At 49.6% G+C, this 25389-nt stretch carries 12 protein-coding genes; 10 read left to right on the plus strand and 2 right to left on the minus strand.

All coding sequences use genetic code 11. The annotated features are described in order from the left end of the window. Positions 1–33: 33 nt before the first annotated feature. The gene (locus tag DWV73_RS08060; protein WP_107001186.1) at positions 34–1413 is read right to left on the minus strand and encodes a ParB/RepB/Spo0J family partition protein; all 1380 of its coding nucleotides are present in this window, start codon (positions 1411–1413) and stop codon (positions 34–36) included. Between the two features lie 427 nt (positions 1414–1840). Here DWV73_RS08060 and DWV73_RS08070 point away from each other — a divergent pair, with 427 nt between their 5' ends. The 4 genes from DWV73_RS08070 to addA all read left to right on the plus strand — a co-directional run bounded on the left by DWV73_RS08070 (position 1841) and on the right by addA (position 11169). Then, positions 1841–2179 carry a DUF1292 domain-containing protein gene (locus DWV73_RS08070; RefSeq protein WP_022358993.1) on the plus strand — a complete coding sequence of 113 codons (339 nt, stop codon included), beginning with the start codon at positions 1841–1843 and terminating at the stop codon, positions 2177–2179. Between the two features lie 90 nt (positions 2180–2269). Then, positions 2270–3772, plus strand: coding sequence for an RNA polymerase factor sigma-54 (gene rpoN, locus DWV73_RS08075; protein WP_117796371.1), 1503 nt, complete (start codon positions 2270–2272; stop codon positions 3770–3772). A gap of 34 nt (positions 3773–3806) precedes the next feature. Then, the gene (addB, locus tag DWV73_RS08080; RefSeq protein WP_117796372.1) at positions 3807–7274 is read left to right on the plus strand and encodes a helicase-exonuclease AddAB subunit AddB; all 3468 of its coding nucleotides are present in this window, start codon (positions 3807–3809) and stop codon (positions 7272–7274) included. A 67-nt stretch (positions 7275–7341) separates the two neighbouring features. Beyond that, positions 7342–11169: a helicase-exonuclease AddAB subunit AddA gene (gene addA, locus DWV73_RS08085; protein WP_117796373.1), complete on the plus strand. Its 3828-nt coding sequence runs from the start codon at positions 7342–7344 to the stop codon at positions 11167–11169. A gap of 234 nt (positions 11170–11403) precedes the next feature. Here the strand turns inward: addA and DWV73_RS08090 are convergent, their stop codons facing one another. After that, positions 11404–12189 carry a MerR family transcriptional regulator gene (locus tag DWV73_RS08090; protein WP_117796374.1) on the minus strand — a complete coding sequence of 262 codons (786 nt, stop codon included), beginning with the start codon at positions 12187–12189 and terminating at the stop codon, positions 11404–11406. Positions 12190–12714: 525 nt separating this feature from the next. Here DWV73_RS08090 and rsmH point away from each other — a divergent pair. The 6 genes from rsmH to DWV73_RS08125 all read left to right on the plus strand — a co-directional run bounded on the left by rsmH (position 12715) and on the right by DWV73_RS08125 (position 25375). Then, positions 12715–13773 carry a 16S rRNA (cytosine(1402)-N(4))-methyltransferase RsmH gene (rsmH, locus tag DWV73_RS08095; protein ID WP_117796375.1) on the plus strand — a complete coding sequence of 353 codons (1059 nt, stop codon included), beginning with the start codon at positions 12715–12717 and terminating at the stop codon, positions 13771–13773. A gap of 334 nt (positions 13774–14107) precedes the next feature. Next, entirely contained in the window at positions 14108–14929 is an 822-nt protein-coding gene (locus tag DWV73_RS08105; protein ID WP_227589521.1) for a tyrosine-type recombinase/integrase, read from the plus strand. A gap of 255 nt (positions 14930–15184) precedes the next feature. Next, a complete protein-coding gene (locus DWV73_RS08110) occupies positions 15185–15850 on the plus strand; it encodes a hypothetical protein (protein ID WP_117796377.1) in 666 nt (221 codons plus the stop codon). A gap of 52 nt (positions 15851–15902) precedes the next feature. Then, positions 15903–20126, plus strand: coding sequence for a VWA domain-containing protein (locus DWV73_RS08115; protein ID WP_117796378.1), 4224 nt, complete (start codon positions 15903–15905; stop codon positions 20124–20126). Positions 20127–20325: 199 nt separating this feature from the next. Beyond that, positions 20326–21126, plus strand: a complete 801-nt coding sequence (gene srtB / locus DWV73_RS08120) for a class B sortase (RefSeq protein WP_181986233.1) — start codon at positions 20326–20328, stop codon at positions 21124–21126. A gap of 34 nt (positions 21127–21160) precedes the next feature. After that, positions 21161–25375 (plus strand): Cna B-type domain-containing protein, encoded by a 4215-nt coding sequence (locus DWV73_RS08125; protein ID WP_181986234.1) that lies wholly within the window; start codon positions 21161–21163, stop codon positions 25373–25375. Positions 25376–25389: the final 14 nt, after the last annotated feature.

A 25389-nucleotide genomic window follows, 5' to 3' on the forward strand; every position in this document is an offset into this window, starting at 1 on the left:
AATCCTCGGGCCATGCTGACCCGAAGTTTTAGCTTACTTTTCCTGTTCGGTTTTCTTCTCCGGTTTTTCGTGTTCCTTCTGCTGACCCTTCCAGTCGTCCAGCAGCTTGATAATCTGGTCCTTCATTTCCCTCGGCGTAGTTTCCTTGCCGAAATACTTGCTCAGTTCCGCACCTGTCAAAATCACTTTGTCTACCTCCTTTTTGTCCTCCATCATAATGCCGTCGATCACATCCCCGTTGAGCAGCTTCTTTTCGTCCAGTTCCCGCATACGCTTTGCCTGCGCCTGTGAAGGCGAGGACTGCTGGCTGTCAATGGCAACGGCGATATAGTTCTGGTTCTTCTTGCCGATATAGGAAAGCTCCACCGCCGTAGTAAAGCCCAGTTTTTTTTCATCCATCAGCTTCATCAAGTCGGGAACCAGCTCATTGAGCCGGATATACCGCTGCACCTGTTTGACCGCCATCTTATTACGCTCGGCCACAATTTCGTTGGAGCGTTTTCCTGCGTCCTTCGGGTCAATCTGGCCCGAAGTGCGGGAGCCCTGGTGCTTGATAGCCTCAAGCTGCATTTTCAAGGCTTTGGCCCGCTCACTGGGGAGGATTTCTTCACGCTGGTTGAGATTATCCTCGACCATCTGCGTGATGGCTTCATCGTCTGTCAGGTTTCGGACGATACAGGGCATATCCGCATATCCGGCAAGCTCGCTGGCTTTCTGGCGGCGGTGGCCGGACACGATCTCATAGCCGCCATCCTCACGGGGACGGACGATAGCGGGCTGGGTCACGCCCTTGTCCTTAACGCTGGACACCATAGCCCGCATTTCTTCATCGTCCCGGACTTCAAAGGGATGGTTCTTGAAGGCGTGGAGTTCGTTCAGCTTGATATAGACGATCTGCTCCTTGCCCCGGCGTGGAGCATCCTTCGGTTTTTCGGGTTCCTTCGGAGCGGGAGCGGCCTGTACCGTTGGAGCCGTTTTTTTCTCCGGTTCCTTTTTGACCGCCTTTTCCGTTTTCTGTGCGGGAGCTTTGGATTTCGAGGCTGCGTCCTTGTCCTTATCTGCTTTCGGGGGACGGCCCCGGCGCTTCGGCTGTTCCGGCTCTTTGGGTTTTTCCTCTGCTTTTTTCGGAGCCTCCGGCTGCTTTTCCGGTTTCTCCGCTTTTGCCGGGTCAGGCTTTTCCACGCCGGGAGCTGCCGCTCGTTCCTCGGCTTTCTTTTCCTTCATAATTTCAGCGAAGTTATAGACAGAAACCTGTGGGGTCTTTACCTCTGGTTCCGTCTTTTTTTCCGGCTCCGGGGAAACGGAAACCTTCTCCGACTCTTTTGGGGGATTAGGCGGTGTTTCCTTGCCCGGCCCGCTATCCGTTACCGGCTGTTCCGGCGTTTTTGTGGTTTTATCATCTGCCATAAGCATTTACCTCCTGTTTTTTGGCATGAAAAAAGGGGCTCAACTTTTCAGTCAAGCCCCCGTGGGAAGTTCCTCCTTTCTCCGCCATGATACAAAAATACCGCCCGTAGTCTCGTTTGGGCGGTACTTTGTGTAAGATTGGCAGTCCATTATTAAGTTTTTTATTATGTTCCCTTTGTACACCGTTGCAACCGAAAGTGCCGTAAGAAAACGTGGCGGCAGCAGGAATTTGCCGTATTTAAATACGAAGCCACGGCAAATTCCGTTACTGGGCACGTATGCGTGAACAGTAACGAGGCGGCAGATGAAGAGGACAATGAGGAAGTCAAGTCTTGATTTTTACAGAATACTCTGATACAGTGGAGTCAAGACAGGATTCCGCCAACGGATCTTGTGGGACGTAGAAAAGGCATAGAAAAGAAAGAGGTAAAATATGGCAGATAATAAGAATATGACGCAGGAAGAGATCGACAACGGCGAGGAGATGACCGTGACTCTGACATTGGATGACGGCAGAGAGATTGAGTGTGTTGTTCTGACGATTTTCCCGGCAGGCGGCAAGGATTATATTGCCCTTCTTCCGATGGATGACATCGAGGCAGAGGACGGAGAGGTATATCTGTACCGTTACAGCGAGGATGAGAACGGACAGCCGAACCTGGAAAACATCGAGGACGACGATGAGTATGAGATCGTGGCAGATGCGTTTGACGAGCTTCTGGACGAGCAGGAATATGATGAGCTGGTCGGCGAGGACGAGCTGGATCAGTAATTAGGCAGGCAAAAGACAGGACGCCCAGGTACTTCGCAGGCAGAAACGGCGAGGCATCTGGGCGTTTTACATCTTTTCAGGGGTGGTACGATGGAACTGAAACAGGAGTTAAAGCTCAAACAGACCTTGTCCCAGAAAATGATACAATCCGCAAATATTCTTCAGATGGGGCAGATAGAGCTGAAAGAGTACATAGAAGAGATGGCGCTGGAAAATCCAGTGGTGGATCTGGAAGAGCGGGAGCCGGAGAATGGACGGCTGGAAGAAAATGGAGAGTTGAACGAGAAAATCCGCAGACTTGAAGAACTTGCCAGCCTTGACCGCCAGAACCAGACTTATTATCAGGATGAGGAAGAAGAGGCGGGGCGATTAGAGCCGGGACGAAGCCAGGAGGGGCTTTTGGAATCACTTCTGGAACAGGCGTGTATGCTGCATCTGACGAAAAGAGAAGAAAAAATATTCCGCTATATGATCAAAAATCTGGATGCAAGCGGATATCTCAGCGTGAATTTTGGAGAACTCTGCGCTGGGCTGGGAATTGAGGAGACAGAAGGAGAACGGATCTGGAAAAATTTTGGCAGGCTGGAACCGTGTGGGATCGGGGCACGGTCGCTGAAGGAGTGTCTGTTGATGCAGCTGTCTTACCTGGCAGAAGACGGCGGCGCGGTGATTGATATTGTTCAGAATGGAACGATGCGAACCGAAATTCTGGCGGCACGCATCATTTCCAACCATCTGGATCTGCTGGGAAAAAACCAGATGAAGCAGCTTGCCCGTGCATGCTCCTGCAAGCTGGAGGAAGTGCTTCTGGCAGCAGCGCGGATCCGGGAGCTGAATCCCAAACCGGGAAGCGGATATGGGGATGAGCGCTATGATAAATATATTGTACCAGATATAATTATCTCACAGACGGAACACGGATTTGAAATGCAGCTTTCCGATGAGACACTGCCGCAGATTACTATCAATCCGTATTATCTGTCATTGATGAAGCAGAAAGATACCGAGACGGAGGCGAAGGACTACATCGAGGGGAAAATCCGGCAGGCTGAATGGGTCTGCCAGTGCATTGGGCAGCGCAATCAGACATTGTCGCGGCTGGCAGAAGAGATTTTGTGCGTACAGGGGGAGTTTTTTGCAAAAGGAAGTGGAAAACTGGCTCCGTGGACGCAGAAACAGGCGGCTAAATCGCTGGGGGTCAGCGAGCCGACGCTGAGCCGGACAGTGCGTGAAAAATATCTGCAATGCCGCTGGGGGATCTTTCCGCTGTCATATTTCTTTTCAAGACACATGGCTGCGGGGGGATTCGAGACGACGGATAAGGGAAGAATGGCAGAGCGGGAAGATGCGGTGAATCAGGAAGAAACGGCGGTTCAGGCAGAAGTGGTGAATCGGATGGAAACAGGCAAAGATCCGCGGGAGGCAATCCGCCATCTGATCAAAACGGAAAATCCGAGAAAGCCGTTCAGCGACCGCGTGCTGTCAGAAAAACTGGCGGAAGCGGGGATCACGCTGTCGCGGCGGACCGTGGCGAAATACCGGGAAGAAATGGGAATCCGGGATGCATCCGGGCGGAAGTGCTTTGGTATCTGACAGAAAACATAGACAGAAAGACAGAGGGAAAACTATGTCATTGCAATTTATAATCGGTGGTTCCGGTTCGGGAAAGACACGGACATTGTATGAAAATCTGATCCGTCAGTCGATGGAAGAGCCGGACGAACGTTTTTTTGCTCTGGTGCCGGAACAGTTTACGATGCAGACGCAGAAAGAGATCGTGATGCTGCATCCGAACCATGGCGTGATGAATATCGATATTGTCAGTTTTGAGCGTCTGGCATACCGGGTGTTTGAGGAACTGGCGATTGAAAATCTGGCGGTGCTGGATGATATGGGAAAATCGATGGTTCTGCGGCGCGTCTCATCGGGCGTCCGGGGAAATCTGCACCTGTTTGGAGGGCATCTGGACAAGGCGGGCTTTATCAGCGAGATCAAATCGATGCTGTCTGAGTTTTTCCAGTACGGCATCACGGAGGAAAAGCTGGAGACGCTGATCGGGGAGACGAAAAGCCCGTTGCTGCGCCAGAAGCTTTTGGATATGCAGGTTTTATACCGGGCATTCCAGGCGTATACCGAGGAAAAAGTGATCGTAAAAGAAGAAATTTTAAGCCTTCTCTGCCGGGTGCTGCCGCAGTCACAGCTCATCCGCGACAGCGTTGTGACGCTGGATGGCTATACAGGCTTTACGCCGATCCAGTATGAGCTTCTGGAACTCTTATTCCGGTGCTGCCGGAAGGTGATCGTGACGGTCACGATGGATCCGGAGGACAACCCGTACCGCGAGAGCGTGCAGCAGAAGCTCTTTTACATGAGCCGTCATACCGTCTGCCGTCTGATTGACCGTGCTGCAGCTGCCGGATGCAGCCGGGATGAGGATATTTTGTTGAAAGAAAAACCAATGTGGAGATTTAAGGACAGCCCGGAACTGGGATTTATTGAAAATGAATTGTTCCGATATAGAGGAAAGGTGTATCATTCTGGGAGCGGGAACGAAAGCGGGGCTGCGGCTGAACATGGCCGGGAAAGCCTGCGTCTAATTGAAGCAGCAACCCCGCAGGCGGAAATCTCTTTCTTATGCGGAGAAATCCGGCGTCTGGTGGCATCGGAGGGCATCCGTTACCGGGAGATCGCGGTGATTACCGGCGACTTGGAGACATATTCGCGGGAGATTCTGAGGCAGTTTGAGAAGAATCAGATCCCGTGTTTTATTGATTATAAGAAAAATATTTTAAGTAACCCGATGGTGGAACTAATCCGGGCGGCGCTGGAGGTGCTGCAATCGGGCTTTTCCTATGAATCGGTGTTTCGATTCCTGAAAACAGGGCTGGTGATGCCGCTTGCGGGGCTTTCACCGGAAGTGATCTATCAGGCGGAAAATTATGTGATTGCGCTTGGAATCCGCGGGTTTAAGCGGTGGAACAGTACATGGGAGCGCGTGTACCGGGGGGCAGAGCTTATCAATCTGGATGAGTTAAATCAGTTCCGTGAGGCGGTTGTCACACCATTTCTGCCGCTTCGGGAGGTGTTTTCCAACCGCAAAGCAACGGTGCGCGAGCGGACGGAGGCGCTGGTCCATTTTCTCGAAGCACTTGAGATGGAGCAGAAGCTGGCGGCGATGGCGCAGCAGTTTGAAGAAGTGGGCGATATGAGTCTTGCCAAGGAGTACGGGCAGGTGTATGGGCTGGTGATGGATCTGTTTGACCGGATTGTGGCGCTTCTTGGCGAGGAGATCATGGGACAGCGGGAGTATGCAGAGATTCTGGACGCCGGTTTTGCGGAGATCAAGGTAGGACTGATCCCCGCGGTCGTGGACCGGATCGTGGTCGGCGATATCACGCGAACCCGTCTTTCCAATATAAAAGTGTTGTTTTTTGCCGGAGTCAATGACGGGATAGTGCCGTCTGTTTCGGGACGCGGCGGGATCCTTTCGGAGGCGGATCGCCGGGCGCTGCGGGAAATGCAGGTAGAATTGGCGCCGACCGCGCGGGAGGAAAGCTTTTTGCAGCGATTTTATCTCTATCTGGCGCTGACAAAGCCGTCGGACTATCTCTATCTGTCGTGTGCGGCGTCCTCTGCCGAGGGAAAAGCGATGCGTCCTTCGAGTCTGATGCTGCAGCTGCTTAAATTATTTCCGGAGAAACGTCTGGAACAGCCGAAGGAAGAGAAGGAAGCGCTCTGGTCGCCGGAGCTTGGCATGAGCTGGGTGCTTCGGGGACTGCAGGATGAAAAAAGCGGGGAAAATGACCAGTTTATATCGCTGTACCGATACTTTATTCAGTCAGAATCGTACCGGGATGAAATGCAGGCTCTCTCGGATGCTGCATTTTATACCTATCAGGATACGGGCATCGGGAAGGCGGCGGCGCGGGCGCTCTATAGCCCGATTCTGCGGGGCAGTGTGACGCGTATGGAGCTGTATGCGTCGTGTGCGTATGCACATTTTCTTTCGTATGGGCTGGAATTGTCGGAACGGCAGATGTACGAGATTGCCCCGTCGGATATCGGAAATCTGTTCCATGCGGCGATTGACATGTATTTCACGCGGATGAAAGAGGAAAATCGCCGGTTTTCCGGCATTTCGGAGGAAGACCGCCAGAAAATGGTGGCGGAGTGTGTGGCGTCGGTCACGGAGGAATACGGCAATGCGATTCTGGGAAGCTCGTACCGGAACCAGTATCTGGAACGGAAGGTATACCGGATCACGGATCGAACGATCTGGGCACTGACGGAACAGCTAAAAAAAGGTGATTTTGAGCCAGCCGGGTTTGAGGTCAGTTTTTCACCGATGGATCACCTGAGAGCGATGCGGATTCCGCTTTCAAGCGAGGAGGCGATCCATCTGCGCGGGCGGATTGACCGAATCGATCTCTGCGAGGATGGCGACCGGCTGTACCTTAAGATCATTGATTACAAGACGGGAAAAACGAAATTTGACCTGACGGATATTTATTATGGTTTGCAGCTGCAGCTGGTTGTCTACATGGATGCGGCGATGGAGAAGATCGGGCGGGAATACCCGGATAAAACGGTGGTTCCAGCGGGGCTTTTCTATTATCATATCGAGGATCCGATGGTGGAGCGCAAGCCGGTGGAGTCGGAGGAGGAGACGAATGCCGATATTTTGAAGGCACTGCGGATGAACGGGCTGGTAAACGGCGATCGGGAGGCACTGGCACATCTGGATAACCGGCTGGGCGAGGAGGCGACGGTGGATTCGGATGTTGTGCCGGTTTCGATTAAAAATGAGGCGATCGTTGAGCGGCGTTCGCAGGCAGCAGGGGAAGAAAAATTCCGTGTGCTGGGCACGTATGTGAACCGGAAAATGAAGCATATGGGGCGGGAGATTCTGGATGGAAACATTGCGGCGTCGCCGTACAAAAACGGCCAGAAAACGGCGTGCGATTATTGCCCGTACCACAGTGTGTGCGGATTTGATTTGAAAACGGACGGCTACCAGTTCCGGCGTTTTGATAAGCTGAGCCCGGAGGAGATCTGGGGGAAGATGGAAGAAAAGGATAAGGAAACGGAACGGTAAGTTTGTGTTTGGCTGTGACTGTGGGAATGAAAGAATGAACCAGTCATGAAAAAGGAAAGGGCGAGAAATGGCAGTAAATTGGACCAGGGAACAGAAGCAGGTAATTGAGGGGCGGGAGAAAAGCCTCCTGGTGTCGGCAGCGGCCGGAAGCGGCAAGACCGCGGTGCTGGTTGAGCGGATCATCCAGATGATCACGGAGGGGGAGAACCCGAAGGACATAGACCGCCTGCTTGTCATGACTTTTACCCGGGCGGCAGCGGCGGAGATGCGGGAGCGGATCCAGGCGGCGATTGAGAAAAAACTGGAATCGGAGCCGGAAAATGAACATCTCCAGCAGCAGGCAGTTCTGGTTCAGTTTGCCCAGATCACGACGATCGACAGCTTCTGCCTGCATATCATGCGGGAACATTTTGACCGACTGGATATCGATCCGGCATTCAGGGTCGGCGATGAGGGCGAAATGCTTCTGATGCGCGCTGATGTGATGGATGGGCTGCTGGAAGATTATTACCGCGACGGCGGGAAACGGTATGAGGAGTTTGTGGACGCGTATGCGACGGGCAAGGCGGACGGTGGAATTGCCGAGTATGTGATGCAGGTCTACAATTTCGCCCAGAGTAACCCGTGGCCGGATGCGTGGTATGAAAAATGCCGTGAGGAGCTGCTCTTGACCGAACAGGGAGAGCTGGAGCAGACGGAGTGGATGCAGTTCCTTTTGCGTGATATTGCATTGCAGGCGCAGGAGTGGAAAATACAGCTTCGGGAGGCGTGGGAGATCTGCCAGGAGACGGGGGGACCGATGCCGTACCTGCCGATGATCGAGGAAGATCTGCGCCATGCGGAGGCAGTCTGTGGGGCAGCCGGTTCGTTTGAAACGATCTCGGAGGCATTGGAACGATTTACGTTTTCGCGTCTGGCGGCGATCCGCGGCAAAAACGGGGAGGTCGATCCGGAGAAAAAGGCGCTTGTTTCCGACTGCCGCAGCCGGGTCAAAAAAGCAGTTGAAAAGTTAAAAGGAGAGTATCTGTTTGCATCCCCGGAGCAGATGCTTGCGGATATGGAAGCTGGAAAAGAGCGGATTTTGGAACTTTTGGAGCTGGCGCAGGAATTTGGACGGCGGTTTAGGGCGAAGAAGAAAGAGAAAAATGTGGTGGATTTTCATGATCTGGAACATTTTGCGCTGGAGATCCTGACAGAACCGGAAGTAGAATGTTCCGAGGCGGAGGAAACTTCAAGTGCAGAAGAAACCGATCAGATGCAAGGGAAAAATTCCTGGACAGTGCGCGTACCAGGCACAGTCGCGGATGAGCTCGCCGTGCAGTACGACGAAATTCTGGTGGACGAGTACCAGGATAGCAACCTGGTTCAGGAGACGCTGATCCAGTGCATCAGCGGTGAACGCTTTGACCGCCCGAATGTGTTTATGGTGGGCGATGTCAAGCAGAGTATCTATAAATTCCGCCTGGCGAGACCGGAATTATTTCTGGAAAAATACAGCACATACACGTCGGAGGAGAGCGCGCACCAGAAGATCGAGCTTCACCAGAACTTTCGAAGCCGGGATCACATACTGGAATCGATCAATGCGATTTTTTACCGTATCATGACGGAAAAGCTGGGAAATATATCCTATACGGAAGATGCGGCACTGCATCCGGGCGCAGCCTTTGAAGAGCGGGATGGCCTGGATGAGTTAAAGACGGAGCTTTTGCTGGTGGATTTGTCGGTGCAGCCGCAGAAAGAGACGGAATCCCCCGAGTTAGATGATGAGGCAGCCGATTACACCGCCAGAGAGCTGGAAGCGCGCATGATCGCCGGAAAGATCCGTGAGATGACGGATAAAGAACGGGGGATCACGATCTGGGATAAGGAGCTTGGCGCTTACCGTCGGGCGCAGTACGGGGATATTGTGATTCTGCTTCGAAGCGTCAGCGGATGGGCGGAAGAATTTATCGAGGTGCTGGCGACGCAGGGGATTCCGGCGGTCGCAGAGTCTCGGACGGGATATTTTAATACGCTGGAAGTCGAGACGGTGCTGAATCTTTTGGCAGTCATTGACAATCCGATGCAGGACATTCCCCTGGCGTCGGTGCTCAAATCGCCGTTTGGCGGCGTTTCTGATGAGGAGCTGGCGTGGATTGTGGCGGAACATAAGGCGGGCGTTGACCGGTCGCGGGATGCAGGGCTTTACCGGGCGGTTGTGGAGTATATGAACGAGGATGGACCGGTGAAGTCGAATGACGAAAGTGACGAGTCGTCGATCGCGGATGCGTTTCGTTTTCAAAAAAATAAATTAATTCAAAAGAATAACCTGCGCCGAAAACTCCAAAAACTCTTTACTCTCCTGGATACATTCCGCCAGGAATCTGTTTACCTGCCGATGCACGAACTCCTCTACCGGATTTACGACAAAACGGGCTATTACCGCTATGTATCGGCGCTTCCGGGCGGGGCGGGACGGCGCGGCAACCTAGATATGCTGGTGGAGAAAGCGGCAGCCTATGAGGCGACGAGCTACCGGGGTGTGTTCCATTTCATCCGGTATATTGAAAAATTGAAAAAATATAACACAGATTTTGGCGAGGCGCCGGTGGCGGATTCCGAGGGAACGGTGGTGCGGATCATGAGCATCCACAAGAGCAAGGGGCTGGAATTTCCGATCGTGTTTGTAGCTGGAATGGGAAAAAATTTTAACAAGCAGGATACGCGGGGGAAACTTCTGATCGACGCGGATCTGGGAATCGGAACCGACTATCTGGACAGCGAGAAGCGCATCAAGGGACCGACGCTCAAGAAAAATGTGATGAAACGCCGGATGGAACTGGAGGCGCTGGGCGAGGAACTGCGTGTTCTTTACGTGGCGCTGACGCGTGCGAAGGAAAAACTGATTCTGACGGCGTCCTCCCGGAAATTGGAGGATCGGATTGCGAAGTGGAGCGCAGTGGCAGCCGAACACGGAGCGATTCCGTATACGATTCTGACGCTGGCTTCCTCGTATCTGGATTGGATTTTGATGAGTATTCCGGAAAAAAATCCGTGGATTTCATATCAGACGGAAACGCTTTCCGACCAGATCGACCGTGAGATCGGCACGCAGATACGCCAGACGTTATCGAGAGAGTGGCTGCGGTGGCTGGCGGGGGAGGACAGCCATTTGTCGAATGACGAGAATCATCCAAACACGCAAAATCGGCTCGAAAATATCAGGGAAATAGAATCGATCATCAGCAGCAACTACCATTTCCAGTACCCATACCTGGACGATCTGAGTCTCAACACCAAGATGTCCGTTTCTGAACTCAAGAAAAAGGGCATGGAGGAAGAAGAGGAGGAGATGGTATTTCTGCCGACGCTGCCAGTGTTTATGGAGAAGGAGCAGGAAGAAAAAGGCGGCGCGACGCGCGGTACAGCGTACCACCGTGTGTTGCAGTTGTTGCCGTTTGAGCGGGCAATGTCGAGACAGGAGTTAAATGCATTTCCGGCGAAGCTGGCGGCTGAGGGGCGGATGGATGCCGAGGCGGCGGCGTTGGTGCGCGGCTCAGATCTGGCAAAACTGACAGCCAGTTCATTGGGAAAACGCATGCAGAGAGCGGCAGCAGCCGGGAAACTGTACCGGGAAAAACAGTTCGTCATCGGTATTCCGGCGCGCGAAATGGGCGACTGGGATTCGGATGAGCGGATTCTGATACAGGGTATCATCGACGCCTTTTTTGAGGAGGACGGCAAGCTGGTTCTGGTGGATTATAAGACAGATTATGTGGAAAATTCAGACATTCTGATCCGCCGCTATGAGGCACAGGTGCGCTACTATACCCGCGCACTAGAACAGATGACAGGAAAAAGGGTGGCGGAGCGCTACCTGTATTCGTTCCGGTTTGGGGCGATTGAAGTGTAAGGCAGTGATTCTGGATACAGATAGGCACGTTCGGAGCCGATCGTATTTCCAGTCAATACGCCGGGATATGCGGCGCAGGAGGATCTGACGGAGTACCGGAGTTTTACGGATTATACGGATCAGGGCTTTGTTTATGTCCATGCGGGCTGCCGCGGCCGATAACTTTATAGAGTGGGTCAATGCGTGCTGCGCCCAGAGGAATTAAAATAATAAAATTAGAGAAATAAGTTTTGGTTAAAGGGTATCATCCGCCATCAGAACCGCTACCTGCGTCAGAAAATTCTCAGGATTTTTGTGCTGGGGCGGTCCCTCCAGATAGAGGTGGCGGGCGGTGCCCTTTAATGGAATCTGATATTTGTTTGCATACGCACAAAGATGCTTCACAATTACAGGAAGACCTTCATAGGCACCGTGATAAAAGATACAGAGCGCTTTCTGGCGGGGCAGGGTGACGAGATGTTCACCCCGGCTTTCCGGCGGGACGGCGATGCAGCAGGTAAAATCGCCCGGATTCGAAAGGTTGTATTCGGTGAAAAACATATGCTGGGTGGTGTCAGAACCATATTGGCGGATCGCCTTGATGAAGACGCCACGTAATTGCTCTTTCTTGTCTTCAAGTTCTGTCGAATGCAGATCCTGGCAGTAAACGGTCTGGGCGGGAAGTTCTATCTGTCGGATTTCAAAGTCATTGTGCCCTTTTGAATGTTCTTTTAATTTCTCAATATTCCGGCTGATCTCGTCACGCAGATCTTCCAGACGAGTGATCAGCGGCTCCAGATCCGTCGTGCCGTGATAATAGGCATAGATATCATCCAGCGACAGACCGAGATTCTGCAGAATGCGGATGCTCCGGATGCGCGAGACGGTGTCTGCTGTATAGTAACGGTTTCCATTGATACCGTCTCTCTGATCCGGCAGAATAAGACCCTTGTCTTCATAATTTAAAATCATGCGCTGGGTCACTTCCAACGCTTTGGCTGCCTCGCCGATCGAGAGCAGCCGTTTTTTATCGTGCGTCATAAAACCTCCTGTTAGATATCCATAAGATGTGCAATCATGTATATTTGTTATGTAGGGTTCTGGTGCAATTTTTTACACTCATAGTTTTTTATAATTACATGAAAAATAAGTAAAAATTATATAAATTAGCTAAAAAGGGATTGTATCGCACATCAATGTACGATGTATAATCATTTTATTGAAAGCGGGATGCTGTGTCAAGTATCCCGCCGATGCAAAACGCCACACAATTTGTCATACTATGCACGTTGAAAAGGAGTATCCGGGCAGGCAGGAGCGTCAGAAATTGGGGAGAATGAGTATTTTATATACAGAAAGATTTGATGGCTCATCTGCAAACATCTGCCCGGAGAAACATTTCAACCAAAACGCCTTTATTGTATACCTATGATGCTGCGTTTTATCTGGAAAAATCAAGAAAGAATTGACATTTGAACGCCTTCCATATATGCTTGAACCAATATGATTTTCGATTTGACAGATGGGAAAATCAATGGAAAATCTAAGCAGATATGGGAGGCTTTTATGGATCAGGAAAATCAGACACCACACAAACGGCGTGTCAGATATAAAGGAAAATATCCAAAAAAATTTGAAGAAAAATATAAAGAGCTGCAGCCGGAGAAGTATCAGGACACGATCCAGCATGTGATTCAGAAGGGAAATACACCAGCGGGCATGCATATTTCCATTATGGTGCAGGAGATTCTGGACTTTTTGCAGATCCAGCCGGGGCAGGTCGGATTTGATGCGACGCTAGGATACGGCGGACATACGAAGGCAATGCTGGCCTGCCTGAAAGGGCAGGGACATATGTATGCGACCGATGTTGATCCGGAGGAATCCGCCAAGACGCGGAAACGCCTGGAAGAAGCGGGCTATGGCGAGGACATGCTTTCAATCCGTCTCCAGAACTTCTGTACAATCGATGAGATTGCCAAAGAAGCGGGTGGTTTTGATTTTATTTTAGCCGATCTGGGCGTGTCTTCGATGCAGATTGACAATCCGAAGCGAGGCTTTTCGTTCAAGGTAGATGGGCCGCTGGATCTGCGCCTGAATCAGGAAAAAGGCATCAGCGCCGCCGAGCGCCTTGACACGATCGAGCGTGAGGAGCTGGCGGGCATGCTGTACGAAAATTCAGACGAACCGTATTGCGAGGAGCTGGCAAAAGCGATCACGGATGAGATCCGCCGTGGAAACCGGATCGATACGACCACGAAACTCCGTGAAATCATTGAAAAAACATTGGATTTCCTTCCGGAAAAGGAGAAAAAGGAGACAGTCAAGAAGACCTGTCAGCGTGTTTTCCAGGCGCTCCGGATCGATGTAAACCAGGAATTTGAAGTACTCTATGAGTTTATGGAGAAGCTTCCAAATGCGCTTCGACCGGGCGGACGGGCAGCGATCCTGACCTTCCATTCCGGAGAGGATAAACTGGTGAAAGCGGCGCTCAAAGAGGGATATCGCGCCGGTATCTATAAAGAATATTCCAAAGATGTGGTGCGCCCGTCCGCGCAGGAGTGCGTACAGAACCCGCGTGCCCGCTCGACGAAGATGCGCTGGGCGATCCGGGCGGAAGAGTAAAATGAATATAAAAGAAAATATATGAAAAAACAGGGCAGCTGTTCCGAGCAATATGGGAGCGGCTGTCCTGTTTTTATTGTGAAGATCAAAGAGAGTCCATGTGAAAAAATTTCGGGCGCAGTGATGTCTGGTTCTGCAAAAATCCGATTAAAAGAGCAAAAATGTTTTTTTAGCGAGATTTCTGTTTCCGGTGCGTATACTATAAGATTACTTTTCAGAAAATAGAAAAGTGGTCACAGTTGTGAAAGAAGAAACAGCTGCGAAAAAAACAAATCCGCGAGAAAGTTTCGTGAGAAAGAGAGGAAACGCATTGAAACAGGAAACACAAAATGAATTGGAACGATTTAGGGATTATTTGAGAGAACAGGAAAAAAGCAGCCATACGATCGAAAAATACTGCCGGGATGTGAGAAAGTTTTTGATGTTTGTGGGTGAAGAATGGGATAAAAACACAATTATATCGTTTAAGGAATATCTGCAAGCCCATTATAAAACATCCAGCGCCAATTCGATGCTGGCATCTCTGAACAGCTACTTTCATTTTATCGGAAGACAGGAATACTGTGTCCGCACGTTCCGGGTGCAGAAGCGGATTTTCTGCGATGAGAGACGGGAAATGACGCGCAGCGATTACCAGAAGTTAGTTAAGGCGGCACGGGGACGCGGCGATGAACGTCTCTGTGCGATTTTGCAGACAATCGCGAGCACGGGCATACGAATCAGCGAGCTTTCATATATTACAGCGGAATCGCTGGCACAGGGGGAAGTAGTGATCGACTGTAAGGGAAAACAGCGGGTGATCCTGCTGCCGCAGTCGCTGATGCTGTATCTGACGCAGTACTGCCGGAAGCAGCGGATTGTGAGAGGCAGCATCTTTGTCACAAAAAACGGGCAGGCAGTCCGCAGACAGAATGTGTGGGCGGACATGAAATCCGTCTGCACCGAAGCGGGTGTTCTTCCGAGCAAGGTATATCCGCACAATCTGCGCCATCTGTTTGCCAAGATATTTTATGAGCGCGATCACGATCTGGTTCGTCTGGCAGACTATCTGGGTCACAGCAGCGTGGAAACGACAAGACGTTATACGATCATCAGCAGCCGTGAAGCGTGCCGCAGACAGCTGGAATTAGGTTTGTTGATTGATAGGGAAAATTGACGAAAAACATAATGGGAATTATGTCATGAAATGGAAAAAATCTGCATACATATCTAAATATATGATTCTATTATTAAGTTTATCACTTCTGAGAAAGAATTTCAACATACAAAGGCGTTAAAAACAGTACTTGAAATAACACAGATATTCTATCCAAAATCTGGAAAATTCGACAAAAGCTTTGCAAATAAAAGAAAAAATGAAACAGTCGGATATGACATAATTCCCATTATGTCATCCGGGGAGGTGGAGTATGTGAGAGAAGATCTGACGGGGCGCCGGTATGGACGTCTGACTGTCTGCCGGGAAATAAAACAGGCAGCAAAAAGCCGCCGCCATTACTGGCTGTGCCGGTGCGACTGCGGGAAAGAAAAGACCGTGGAGGAGTCCCATCTGAAAACAGGGCATACGAAAAGCTGCGGGTGCTATCGGAAGGAGCTTCCGTCCAGTCGGCGGATCGATCTGACAGGCCGTCAGTTCGGACGTTTGAAAGTGCTTGAAGAGGCGGATAATTCCAACCGGACAGGCGGATATTGGAAATGTGTCTGTAGCTGCGGACGCCTGATTGAGGCATCCAAAGAAAGCCTGTGCGCGGGAAAAACCAAGAGCTGTGGGTGCCTGCAGGCGGAGACACGAAAGAAAAACATGAAAAAAGCGATTCATTTTGTAGGCGGAACCTGCCTGGAACGAATCGCCAACCAGAAAAATACGGCAAACAATACAAGTGGCTACCGAGGCGTCTACCAGCGGGAAAATTCCCGGTGGCGGGCAGCGATCGGCTTTCAGGGAAAAGTGTACAACCTTGGAACCTTCGTAAACCTTGAGGATGCGGTGGCAGCGCGGAAAAAAGCAGAAGAGGAATTGTACGAGCCATTTTTGCGGGAACATGGCGTGAAAGCGGTGCAGAAGGGAGGTATTTAAATCTGCATAAGGGGACCTGCGTTGATGATAGATAAGACAGGAGGCAAAAAGAATGAAAAAAGCGAAGAAAAAGGGGAAAAGTTACAGTCAAGGATGGTTTGAACGTCAGTCAAGGCGTTTCATGTCAGTGCTTTTGTGCAGCAGTATGTTGAGCACAAGCGTGGCAAATACAGCCGCATTTGCAGCTGCCACATCCGAAGGAGGGGATGAAAGACAGGAATTTTCATTGGAAAAAGAAGTCCTCAGGCAGGCAATCCGGGATGCTGCTAAAAAAGGAAAGACAGTAAAAGAGGATGCATTTACGTTTTCCGGCGATGAGGCAGAAACCTACGAGGGACTGTTTGAAGAAGGAAATCTATATGAACTGCATCCAGATTTCGAGAAGAAAAACGACCGGCTTACTTTGAAAATGTATGCCCGCTTAGAGGATGAAGAGGACATGGATCAGTATACGATCAGCGGAAATGAAGAAATTATTTTCCTGATGACCAATTCTTCTTCAAAAGAGCGCACCGGACGGATTCTGGTGGATGGAAGAGCCAGCGCATGGATGACGGTTGCGCCATTTGGTGAAGTAAAAAAGCAGGTTGAGCTGGAGACAGAGGAAGCGGTTCCGACCGAGATAGAAAATGAGGTAAAAGAACCGGAAAGTGCAGTTCCGGCAGGAAGTGAAGATATCACAGAAGAGGATACGGCTCTGGAGGACGATGTAAAGGAGCAGGAAAATGCTTCAGATGCAGGTAACAATCAAATAAAAGAAGAAACCTCGGATCCAGAAAAACAGGACAAAGCAGAGCAGAAGGAGCAGGAACCGAATACAGGAGATTCAGAAGATACCTCGGATATAAAAGAAGAACCGGAAGCAGCGGATGACAAGAAAGATTTATCGGAGCTGGATTCTGAGAACGAGAATGAAAAAGCAGGCATGGATGCGTCCGAAACAGATACATCGGATTCAGAAAATGACAGCGCCCAGGACGAAGATTCAGTTCAGGTATCACGTTCGGCTCATTTTTCGATGTTTTTGACTTCAGCTGCAATGGCATCTCCGTCTGATGCAAAAGAAGAAGAGAACGAGAACGATGAAAACGAAAAAAATAAGGCGATTGTAGGCGACGAAGCAGAAGAAGACAATTTTGAACGCATTCTGGGGGATTCATATGAAACGGTAGGCATTAAGAATGCATCCGCAGCCGCATTTGTAACTTCCGCGATGGAGCTTGGTCTGACAGACGTAGCTGTTTTGTCGGCAGTGGAAGTGGAAGAAATTCCACACTGGCAGATTTCGAAGTCTAAAAAAGCTACCAATCTGGACGAAAACTTTGAATCCCAGGTAACACTTTCCCTTCCGTCAGCGGAGGAAAAATTGGAAAATGACATTGTATTTGTGCTGGATAAATCTACCAGCGTGCAGCTGGAAAATGAGGCGTTAGAGATGCTTAAGGAGCTGCAGGCGCAGGCAAAGGAAAATGGCGCAAAAGTAAAGGTTGGAGTCGTTATTTTCAATAAAGAAGCGCACAAGTCTGACTTTATGGATTTGGAAACCCAGTATGATGCGATTGCGGCAGCGATCCGTGAGAATATTAGCAGCGGAACGAATCTTTCGGCTGGAATCCTTGCAGGCAAGAAAATGCTGGATGAGGATACGCAGGTGGCAGCAGGAAGAAAGAGCCTTGTGCTTTTAAGCGATGGCATTACCTATATTTTTGGGGAAAAACCGACGGCGGTTGCCTGGGGATTTGAGAATGATGGTTCAGAACATTCCTGGGCGGGACCGGATAACTGGATTCTTAAATATGGGAATAATAAAGCATTATCGGAGGATGAGTGGAACGAGCGCCTGGGTACAATCAAAGCACAGATGGATAATCAGGGCGATGAATTTGACCATTCATATGAGCAAGGAGAGTTAATGCCATGTACCCCACCTGATGAAGGAAAAAAATATGCCAATAGCGTTGATAAAGCACTCTATCTTTCCTATGAGGCATATCTGGAAGCGGCGAAGGAACAGTATCACTGCTATGCGATGCCGATTGGTTCATCTGCTGGTGAAAGCTATCCATGGGGACCGAGCTTTGTGAAATATCTGGCAGACGGAAAAACGGTAAGTTTTGAAGATATCAAAAATGATATCCTTTATGCCGTCGATCGTGACTCGACTGTGGAAGATTATATGGGTTGGGTCAAGGATGATTACAATTTTGACTTAAAGAGCATCGACCGTCTGACTGTTGGCGGCAGGGAGCTTTCTAAATTGGAAGATGGAAATACCGTTTATTTTGGAAATGAAGACGTGAATGCAGCTCAGTATCGTTTTAAGGTGGAATACGATCCGTCGGATAAAGAAGGAGGAGAACATTTCGTCTGGACGATGAATGAGGCGGTAAAAAATAATGAACCGGTGCAGCTGACCTATACGGTAAAACTGGTAAATCCGAAGAACAATCCAGGAGAATCGTATGGACGGTACGATGAAGACGGAAGCGAAGAGTATGATGGACTTTATACGAACCAGAAAGCAGTGCTGCATCCGGTTGGAAGCGATCAGGAAAAAGGAAAAACGGAAGTATTTTCGAAACCGACTGTATCATATACGATTCCGGGAGGAGAACTTCCGACGATTCCAGAGGGAGGAACTTCTAAATCGAAGACAGCGGAACAGCTGGATGAAAATTTTAAGTCTCAAGTGGCTTTGTCCTTGCCGTCAGCGGAGGAGCAGCTGGTAAGTGATGTGGTGCTTGTCTTAGATAAATCAACCAGCATGGGACTGAAAGAGCAGGCATTGGAAATGCTTCAGAACCTCAAGAAAGAAGTGCAGGAAAAGGGAGCAAAGGTCAAAGTGGGAGTAGTGCTCTTTAACAAGGAAGCTCATACGGATGGATTTATGGATTTGGAGACCCAATATGAGGCGATTGAAGCAGCCATTTGTCGGGAGATTAAGAGTGGAACCAATCTTCACGCAGGTATTTTAGCGGGTAAATCGATGTTAGACCAGGATACAGGAGTGGCAGATGAACGCAAGACGCTGGTAGTTGTCAGTGATGGTATTACCTATATGTTTAATGAGAATCCGACGGCGGTTGCCTGGGGATTTATGGCAGATTCTCCGAAACATTTTGCAGGACCGGATAACTGGAAATCCAAGTATGGAAATAATCAGGCACCGACGGACTGGAATGCATGGCTGACCGGCATAGGAGCCAGACTTTCAGAGCAGAAGGATACACACGACTATCCATATGGAACGGAACCGGATGCATCGCTTATTACACCGGTGGAGGAAGCAGGAAATTATGTGAATTCGATCGATAAGGCATTATATCTTTCATACGAGGCGTACGCACAGGCAGCTTCGGAAGGATATCACTGCTATGCGATGCCGATTACGCCGCCCGGAACGGCAAGTAACTATGAGTGGGGAATGAGTTTCATGCGGTACCTCGCGAATGGAAAGCAGGTTTCATTTGACAGTATAGAAAATGATATTTTGTATGCCGTTGATAAAGGTTCTGTTGTGAAAGATTATATGGGCTATGTGAAAGAGGATTATAACTTTGATTTCGATCACTTAGACCAGCTGACAGTAGGGGGAAAAGCGCTTTCTATGTATCAGGAGGGCAACACCTGGTATTTTGGAGACGGAGAACCGGGACCGCAGAATTATCGTTTTAAAGTGGTATATGACGCGGGAAATAAGGCAGAGACAGAGATGTTTACCTGGTATATAAATGAACCAGTTTCAAACTTTGCACCGGTGCAGCTGACCTATACCGTAAAACTGATAAACCCAAAGACGGCGGATGGAACCTATGGAAAATATGACCGGGACGGCAGCCAGCACTATGAAGGGCACTATACCAATCAGGAGGCGGTCCTGTATCCGGTAGACAGCCGTGGAAATGAGTATCGGCCAGAAGAATTCCCGAAGCCGACCGTATCATATGTGGTAGAACATGGAAGCCAGGAACCGGGATCTGATCCTACCCCGACCCCGAATCCAGGCAATAACGGAGGCGGAAGCCACGGCGGTCACGGAGGCGGAAGTAGTTCTGGCAGTAAAAAGTCTTCGACCACAACCGCGTCGGGACCGGCAGCCCAGCCGACGGAACCGGTTACGCCGGTTGTACCAGAACCTCAGCCGGTTGTACCGGCAGAAGGACTTCCGAAGACCGGGGATACGGATCGGATGGATGTGCCGATGGCTCTGCTGGCAATTGGAATGATGGCAGCAGCTTATGTATTAATGACGGGCAGAAAAAAGACGGAAGAGTAAGACGAGACATAGAAAAATAAAAATTGCCCGGTTATAAGAGCAGGTTTTTAGGGCGGCGCCAGAAAAAATGGCGCTGTCCTAAAACTATGCTGTTATCTGTTTCGTTTTGTATGCAAATTAATACATCATTTATAAAAATATATAATTTGCTTAACAAATAAAGGCGCAGAACGTTTCACGGGCAAAGATGGAGGGATCGATGCAAAAGTGGACACGGAAAGCAGCGGCTGTGATAGCTGTCATCTGTCTGGCGTTCGGTACAGCGGGGGTGGCAATGCATAAATGGGATGAAATGCGTCAGGAGAAGGCGCATGAAGAGCTGACCGCTCAGGTTGTGGGAATGTCGGAAGCAGGGACGACAGGAGAAACAATGCCGGAGAAAAAAGTGCCAGAAGTGGAAAATGAGATAGATGAGACGGATGCAATAAAGGAGACAGAATATGTGTCAGAAATTGATTTCGCAGTGCTGGATTCCCAGAATCCGGACGTCGTTGCCTGGATTCAGATTCCGGGAACTCAGATCAATTATCCGGTGGTTCAGGGGAAGGACAATGATTATTACCTGCACCGTGACCTGAACGGGCAGAAGAGCACGGCGGGCACGATTTTTCTGGACTATGCCGATCGGGCAGATTTTTCGTCCCTGCATAACGTGCTGTACGGCCATCACATGAAGAATGGAAGTATGTTTAAGGACATTTCCAGATACAAGGATCAGGGCTATTTCGATCAGCATTCAGAAATCATTCTTTATACGCCGGAGCGGGAGATTCATTTAAAAGCCCTGGCGGCTGTCTGCACATCGCCGGATGCGATCCGACGGAAAACGGAGTTTGCATCGGGAGAAGAATTTGCGTCATATATTCAGCAGATGACAGCGGGCGCGAGCGCGTCCGCGCCGATCGAGGGAACGATCATGCGTTTGTATTCATTTGTGACATGCAGCTATGAATTTAACAATGCCCGGACAATTCTATATGCGTATGAGGCGGCAGAATAGAATGGGAAATAGATCTATAACAGGAGGTAAGAATATGAAGAAGTTAGAGACAAAGGGGAGGAGCCGGAAACAGAGGCATCATTTGTTTCATAAAGAAATGAAGCAGATGAAGCGTCTTTTGTCTGTCTGTTTGTGCACCAGTATGATCAGTACCAGTATTGGAAGTACGACGGCGCTGGCAGCAACGGCTCCGCTGTTGGAAAAGAATGAGGCGGAAGAAGAAAATCAGAATTTTGTCCTGGATCAGGAAGAGCTGAGTGAGGCACTATTAAAAGCGGTGAAAGGAAAACCGGTCAAGGAAGATGCCCTAACCTTTGAGGGAGAAGAATCAGAAGCGTATGAGACACTGTTTCAGGAAGATGGTTCCCTCTTTGAATTGCATCCGGATGTGAAAGCACCGGACGGAAAGGTAAATTTAAAGGTCTATGCGAGACTGGATGAAAAAGAGGATCTGGATCATTATACGATCACGGGCGAGGAAGAAATTTTATTTCTGCTGTTAAATCGTTCTTCTGAGAAAGAATATGGGCAGATAGAGGTAGATGGAAAACGAAGCGGAAAAGTTTCGATTCTCTCATCTAAAGAGTTAAAGAAGCAGATCCAGGATGAAGAAATGGAAGCAAGCGAAGAAACGGGAGTTTCCATTTCGAATGGTGCGGAAGAAAAATCAAATAAAACGGCTGGAGAGTCTGAGAAGAAAGAAAATGTAAAAGAGACAGATTCGCAGGAACCAGAAAAAGAGAATCCGGTGGAAACTCCGGAAAAGGTGGACAAGTCAGAGAACCCGGCAAGTGAACCGGAAAAAGGTTCAGAGGCGGAAAATCCGGCGAATAAAGCAGAAAACGAGGCAGAAGCAGAGAACCCGGCAAACGAGCCGGAAAAGAGCCAGGAAGCAGGCTCGGGTGCGGGTGATGCGGGAAAAACAGGTACCCCAGAAGAAAAGGACAGTCAGCCGGATGCAGATTCGGGCTCAGAAAATGAAAAGAATGATTCTGCAGGCAGCGAAGCAGGGGACGTGGCGCAGGTATCGCGATCGGATCATTTTAAGATGTTTCTGACAGCGGCACCGGCGACGGCGAGCGAGATACAGACGGAAGATGAGACATCGGAGAAAGAAACGAATACAGCCGACCAGCCGGATGCGGAGACGGAAGTCGAGATAGAAGACGGAGCAGAGCGGCTAGAGGGCGAGACATATGAGAGTGTTCTTCTTAAAAATACGGCAGCTGCTGCATTCGTGACGACCGCTGCAGAGCTGGGACTTTCCGGCAGTGTGGATGATGCGGTCTACACGGTCAATACAGATTCCGCTGTACTTACCCTGACGGTACCGGCGGGTGCGTTTGAAGAAAAAGTAAAGCTGAAAGCAGAAGAGATCAAGGACGGAAGCGAAGAACATCAGACATTGAGCGATCAGATCCATGAAGAAGGATATCGCGCGGATTCCTTTACAGCCTTTGATGTGAAATTTGTAAACGAGGCAGGAGAGGAAGTCGAGCCATCCGAAGAAGTCAAGGTCAGCATTCAGTTTAAAAAGAATGCAGTTGAAAGTGAGACAGGAGAAAATCTGGAAGAGACAAAAATCCTGCATATCCATGAGGATGTCATCACAGAACTTTCTGAGGTTGAAATCCAGGATAGCACAGAGGACAGTGAAAAAACAGCAAAACTGACCTTTGGCGTCAACGAATTTTCTATTCTGCTGGCTTTAAACGAGGCAGCTGCCGGTGTGGCAGAGGTAAATGGGACAGCGTATGATACGCTGGAAGCTGCGTTCGCGGCAGCAGACGATGGGGATACGGTGAAGGTGCTGAAAAACTGTGGACTGTCAAATGCTGTTTCAGTTGATAAAGCTCTTACACTTGATTTGAATGGAAAAGTAGTAAAAGTAAAAATAGTTCCGGAAGCAAAAGCAAAACAGACAATCAGTGCATTTGCGGTTGCGGAATCGGGAACCTTTACGGTTTTGAATGGTCTGCTTGGCGGAAGCGGCAAGGGTGCAGATAACCGTGCGATCGAGGCAAACGGCGGAGCAGTCATTCTGAGGAATACGATTCTGGCAGGTTTTCAGGCGTTATCTGGAAACGGCGGCGCTGTTTTGATGAATGGAGGTACGCTGGAAGCAGAGAAATGTAATTTCGGTTATTTTACAAGAGAAGATAATAATTACAAAGAATATAGTGGACAGGGAAATTTCGCCCAGAGCGGAGGTGCTGTCTATACTTCTCAGGCAGCGGTTAAAATGGAGAAGTGTAATTTGTTTTATAACAGCGCGATTGATATGACAGGAACGACTGGACAGTATTGGTTTGGCGGCGGTGCGCTTTTTGCAGATCGCGGAACGGTGACACTGAATGAAAATTATTTCTTCTCTAATATATCTAAGGATTATGGTGGAGCAATCCATCTGGATGCGGTGCAGACGGCAGAATTGACAGGCAACCGGATTCGAAATTCACATGCTTATAACCATCGGATTACAGAGATGGCAGCCAGAGGCGGCGATGGCGGTGCGATTTACAGCCGTATATCGAAAACAGTTACATTGAAGAACAATGTCATTACAGAAAATAGCAGCATGGGAAATGGCGCCGGGCTGTGGGTACTTGGAGCGGCTGATTGTGTTCTGACATTGGAAGGAAATACCATTGCTAAGAATGAAGCGGGTCAGCGTGGCGGCGGTATGAAGCTGAATATGGATAAGAACAGCCAGGTGAATTTAATCAGTGGTTTGATCAGTGAAAATAGATCGTCTGGCTTTGGCGGCGGAATTGATTACACGAATCACGAGAATCCAACGCTTCATCTTACGAATGTTCTGATAACAGGAAATCGGGCATCGCGTGGTGCAGGAATCTGGGCGTGCCCGACCTCTGAGACAGAGGTTTATTCAACTTTGGGCGGCGCTTTTTATGGAAATAAGGCAACTGGGAAGACAGGCGGCATTTCCTATTCTTATGAAGCATCAGGAGATGAGATCCGCTATGAAGGAACCGATACACCGGATAAGTTCTCGATTCAGAGCAACCCGCCGAGCGCAACTACCCACATTTCTGTTTCCGGTCGTTCTCTGGGCGGCGGTGTGATCAGATGGTATTCTGATGAGGCGGAAAATCGCTATCAGGCTGGAAATCCAGAAGCGGATCCGGCTATTTATACCAATACAAATAAGTCATTTGGTTTACATGGAGAGTTGAGTGAGGAGCACCAGAAATTGGCGTCATCGGAGGCACAGCTTGTTATCAGTAACAATGTTTCCAAGCGTGGCGGCGGTATTGCAACGAACAGTCCAGTTGTGATTGGTATGGAATATGCAGATGTGGCGGTAGAAGTAACCAAAAAATGGACCGAAGAAACTCATCCAGACCACGTGTACGTGGATCTCTACCGCGTAGGCGATACGAGCGGTGAAAAAGTGAAGCTCGACAGTCACGCAGAACTAAATGCGGAGAATAACTGGTCGGCGTCGTTTGAGGATCTTCCGTCAAAATGCGTTTCGAATGGAGAGGTGGAAGATTGTCACTATATTGTGGAAGAAGAAACGCTGGAAGGATGGAAGGGAAGTTCCAGTACAGAATATGACAAGGAAAACAAAACCTATCACATTACACTGACCAATGCACCAATCCGGTACGGCAGCCTGACGGTTTCCAAAGAGGTCACCGGAAGCGGAGACAAGGAAAAAGCGTTCACGTTTAAAGTAACCTTGCAGGGCGGCACTGCATTGAACGGAAATTATGGCGATATGGAATTTGTCGATAATGTAGCAACATTTACATTAAAGCACGGCGAGAGCAAGTCAGCAGCCGGTCTTCCGGAGGGAACTGCTTACACGGTGGAAGAGAGCGGAAATGAAGGCTATACCGTGACGAAAACAGGAGATGTAGGAACAATCGCTGGTGGAGAAACAGCAGTTGTAAAATTTGTCAATGCCATGAGCGGAGGCGATAATCCAACTCCAACACCAGATCCGACCCCGGATCATAATGGCGGTGGAGGTCATGGTGGTCACGGCGGTGGAAGTGGTTCTGGCAGTAAAAAGTCTTCGACCACAACCGCGTCTGGTCCGGCAGCAGAACCGACCGAACCGGTTACACCGGTTGAACCAGAACCTCAGCCGGTCGTACCGGAAGAGGGACTTCCGAAGACTGGAGAGGATCAGATGAATGTGCCGATGACTGCACTTACAGTCGGAATGATGGCAGCAGCCTATGTATTAATGACAGGAAGAAAAAAGACAGAGGAATAGAACGGGACATAGAA

Source organism: Clostridium sp. AF12-41, assembly GCF_003461685.1.
In the GTDB taxonomy this organism is placed as follows: domain Bacteria; phylum Bacillota; class Clostridia; order Lachnospirales; family Lachnospiraceae; genus Otoolea; species Otoolea fessa.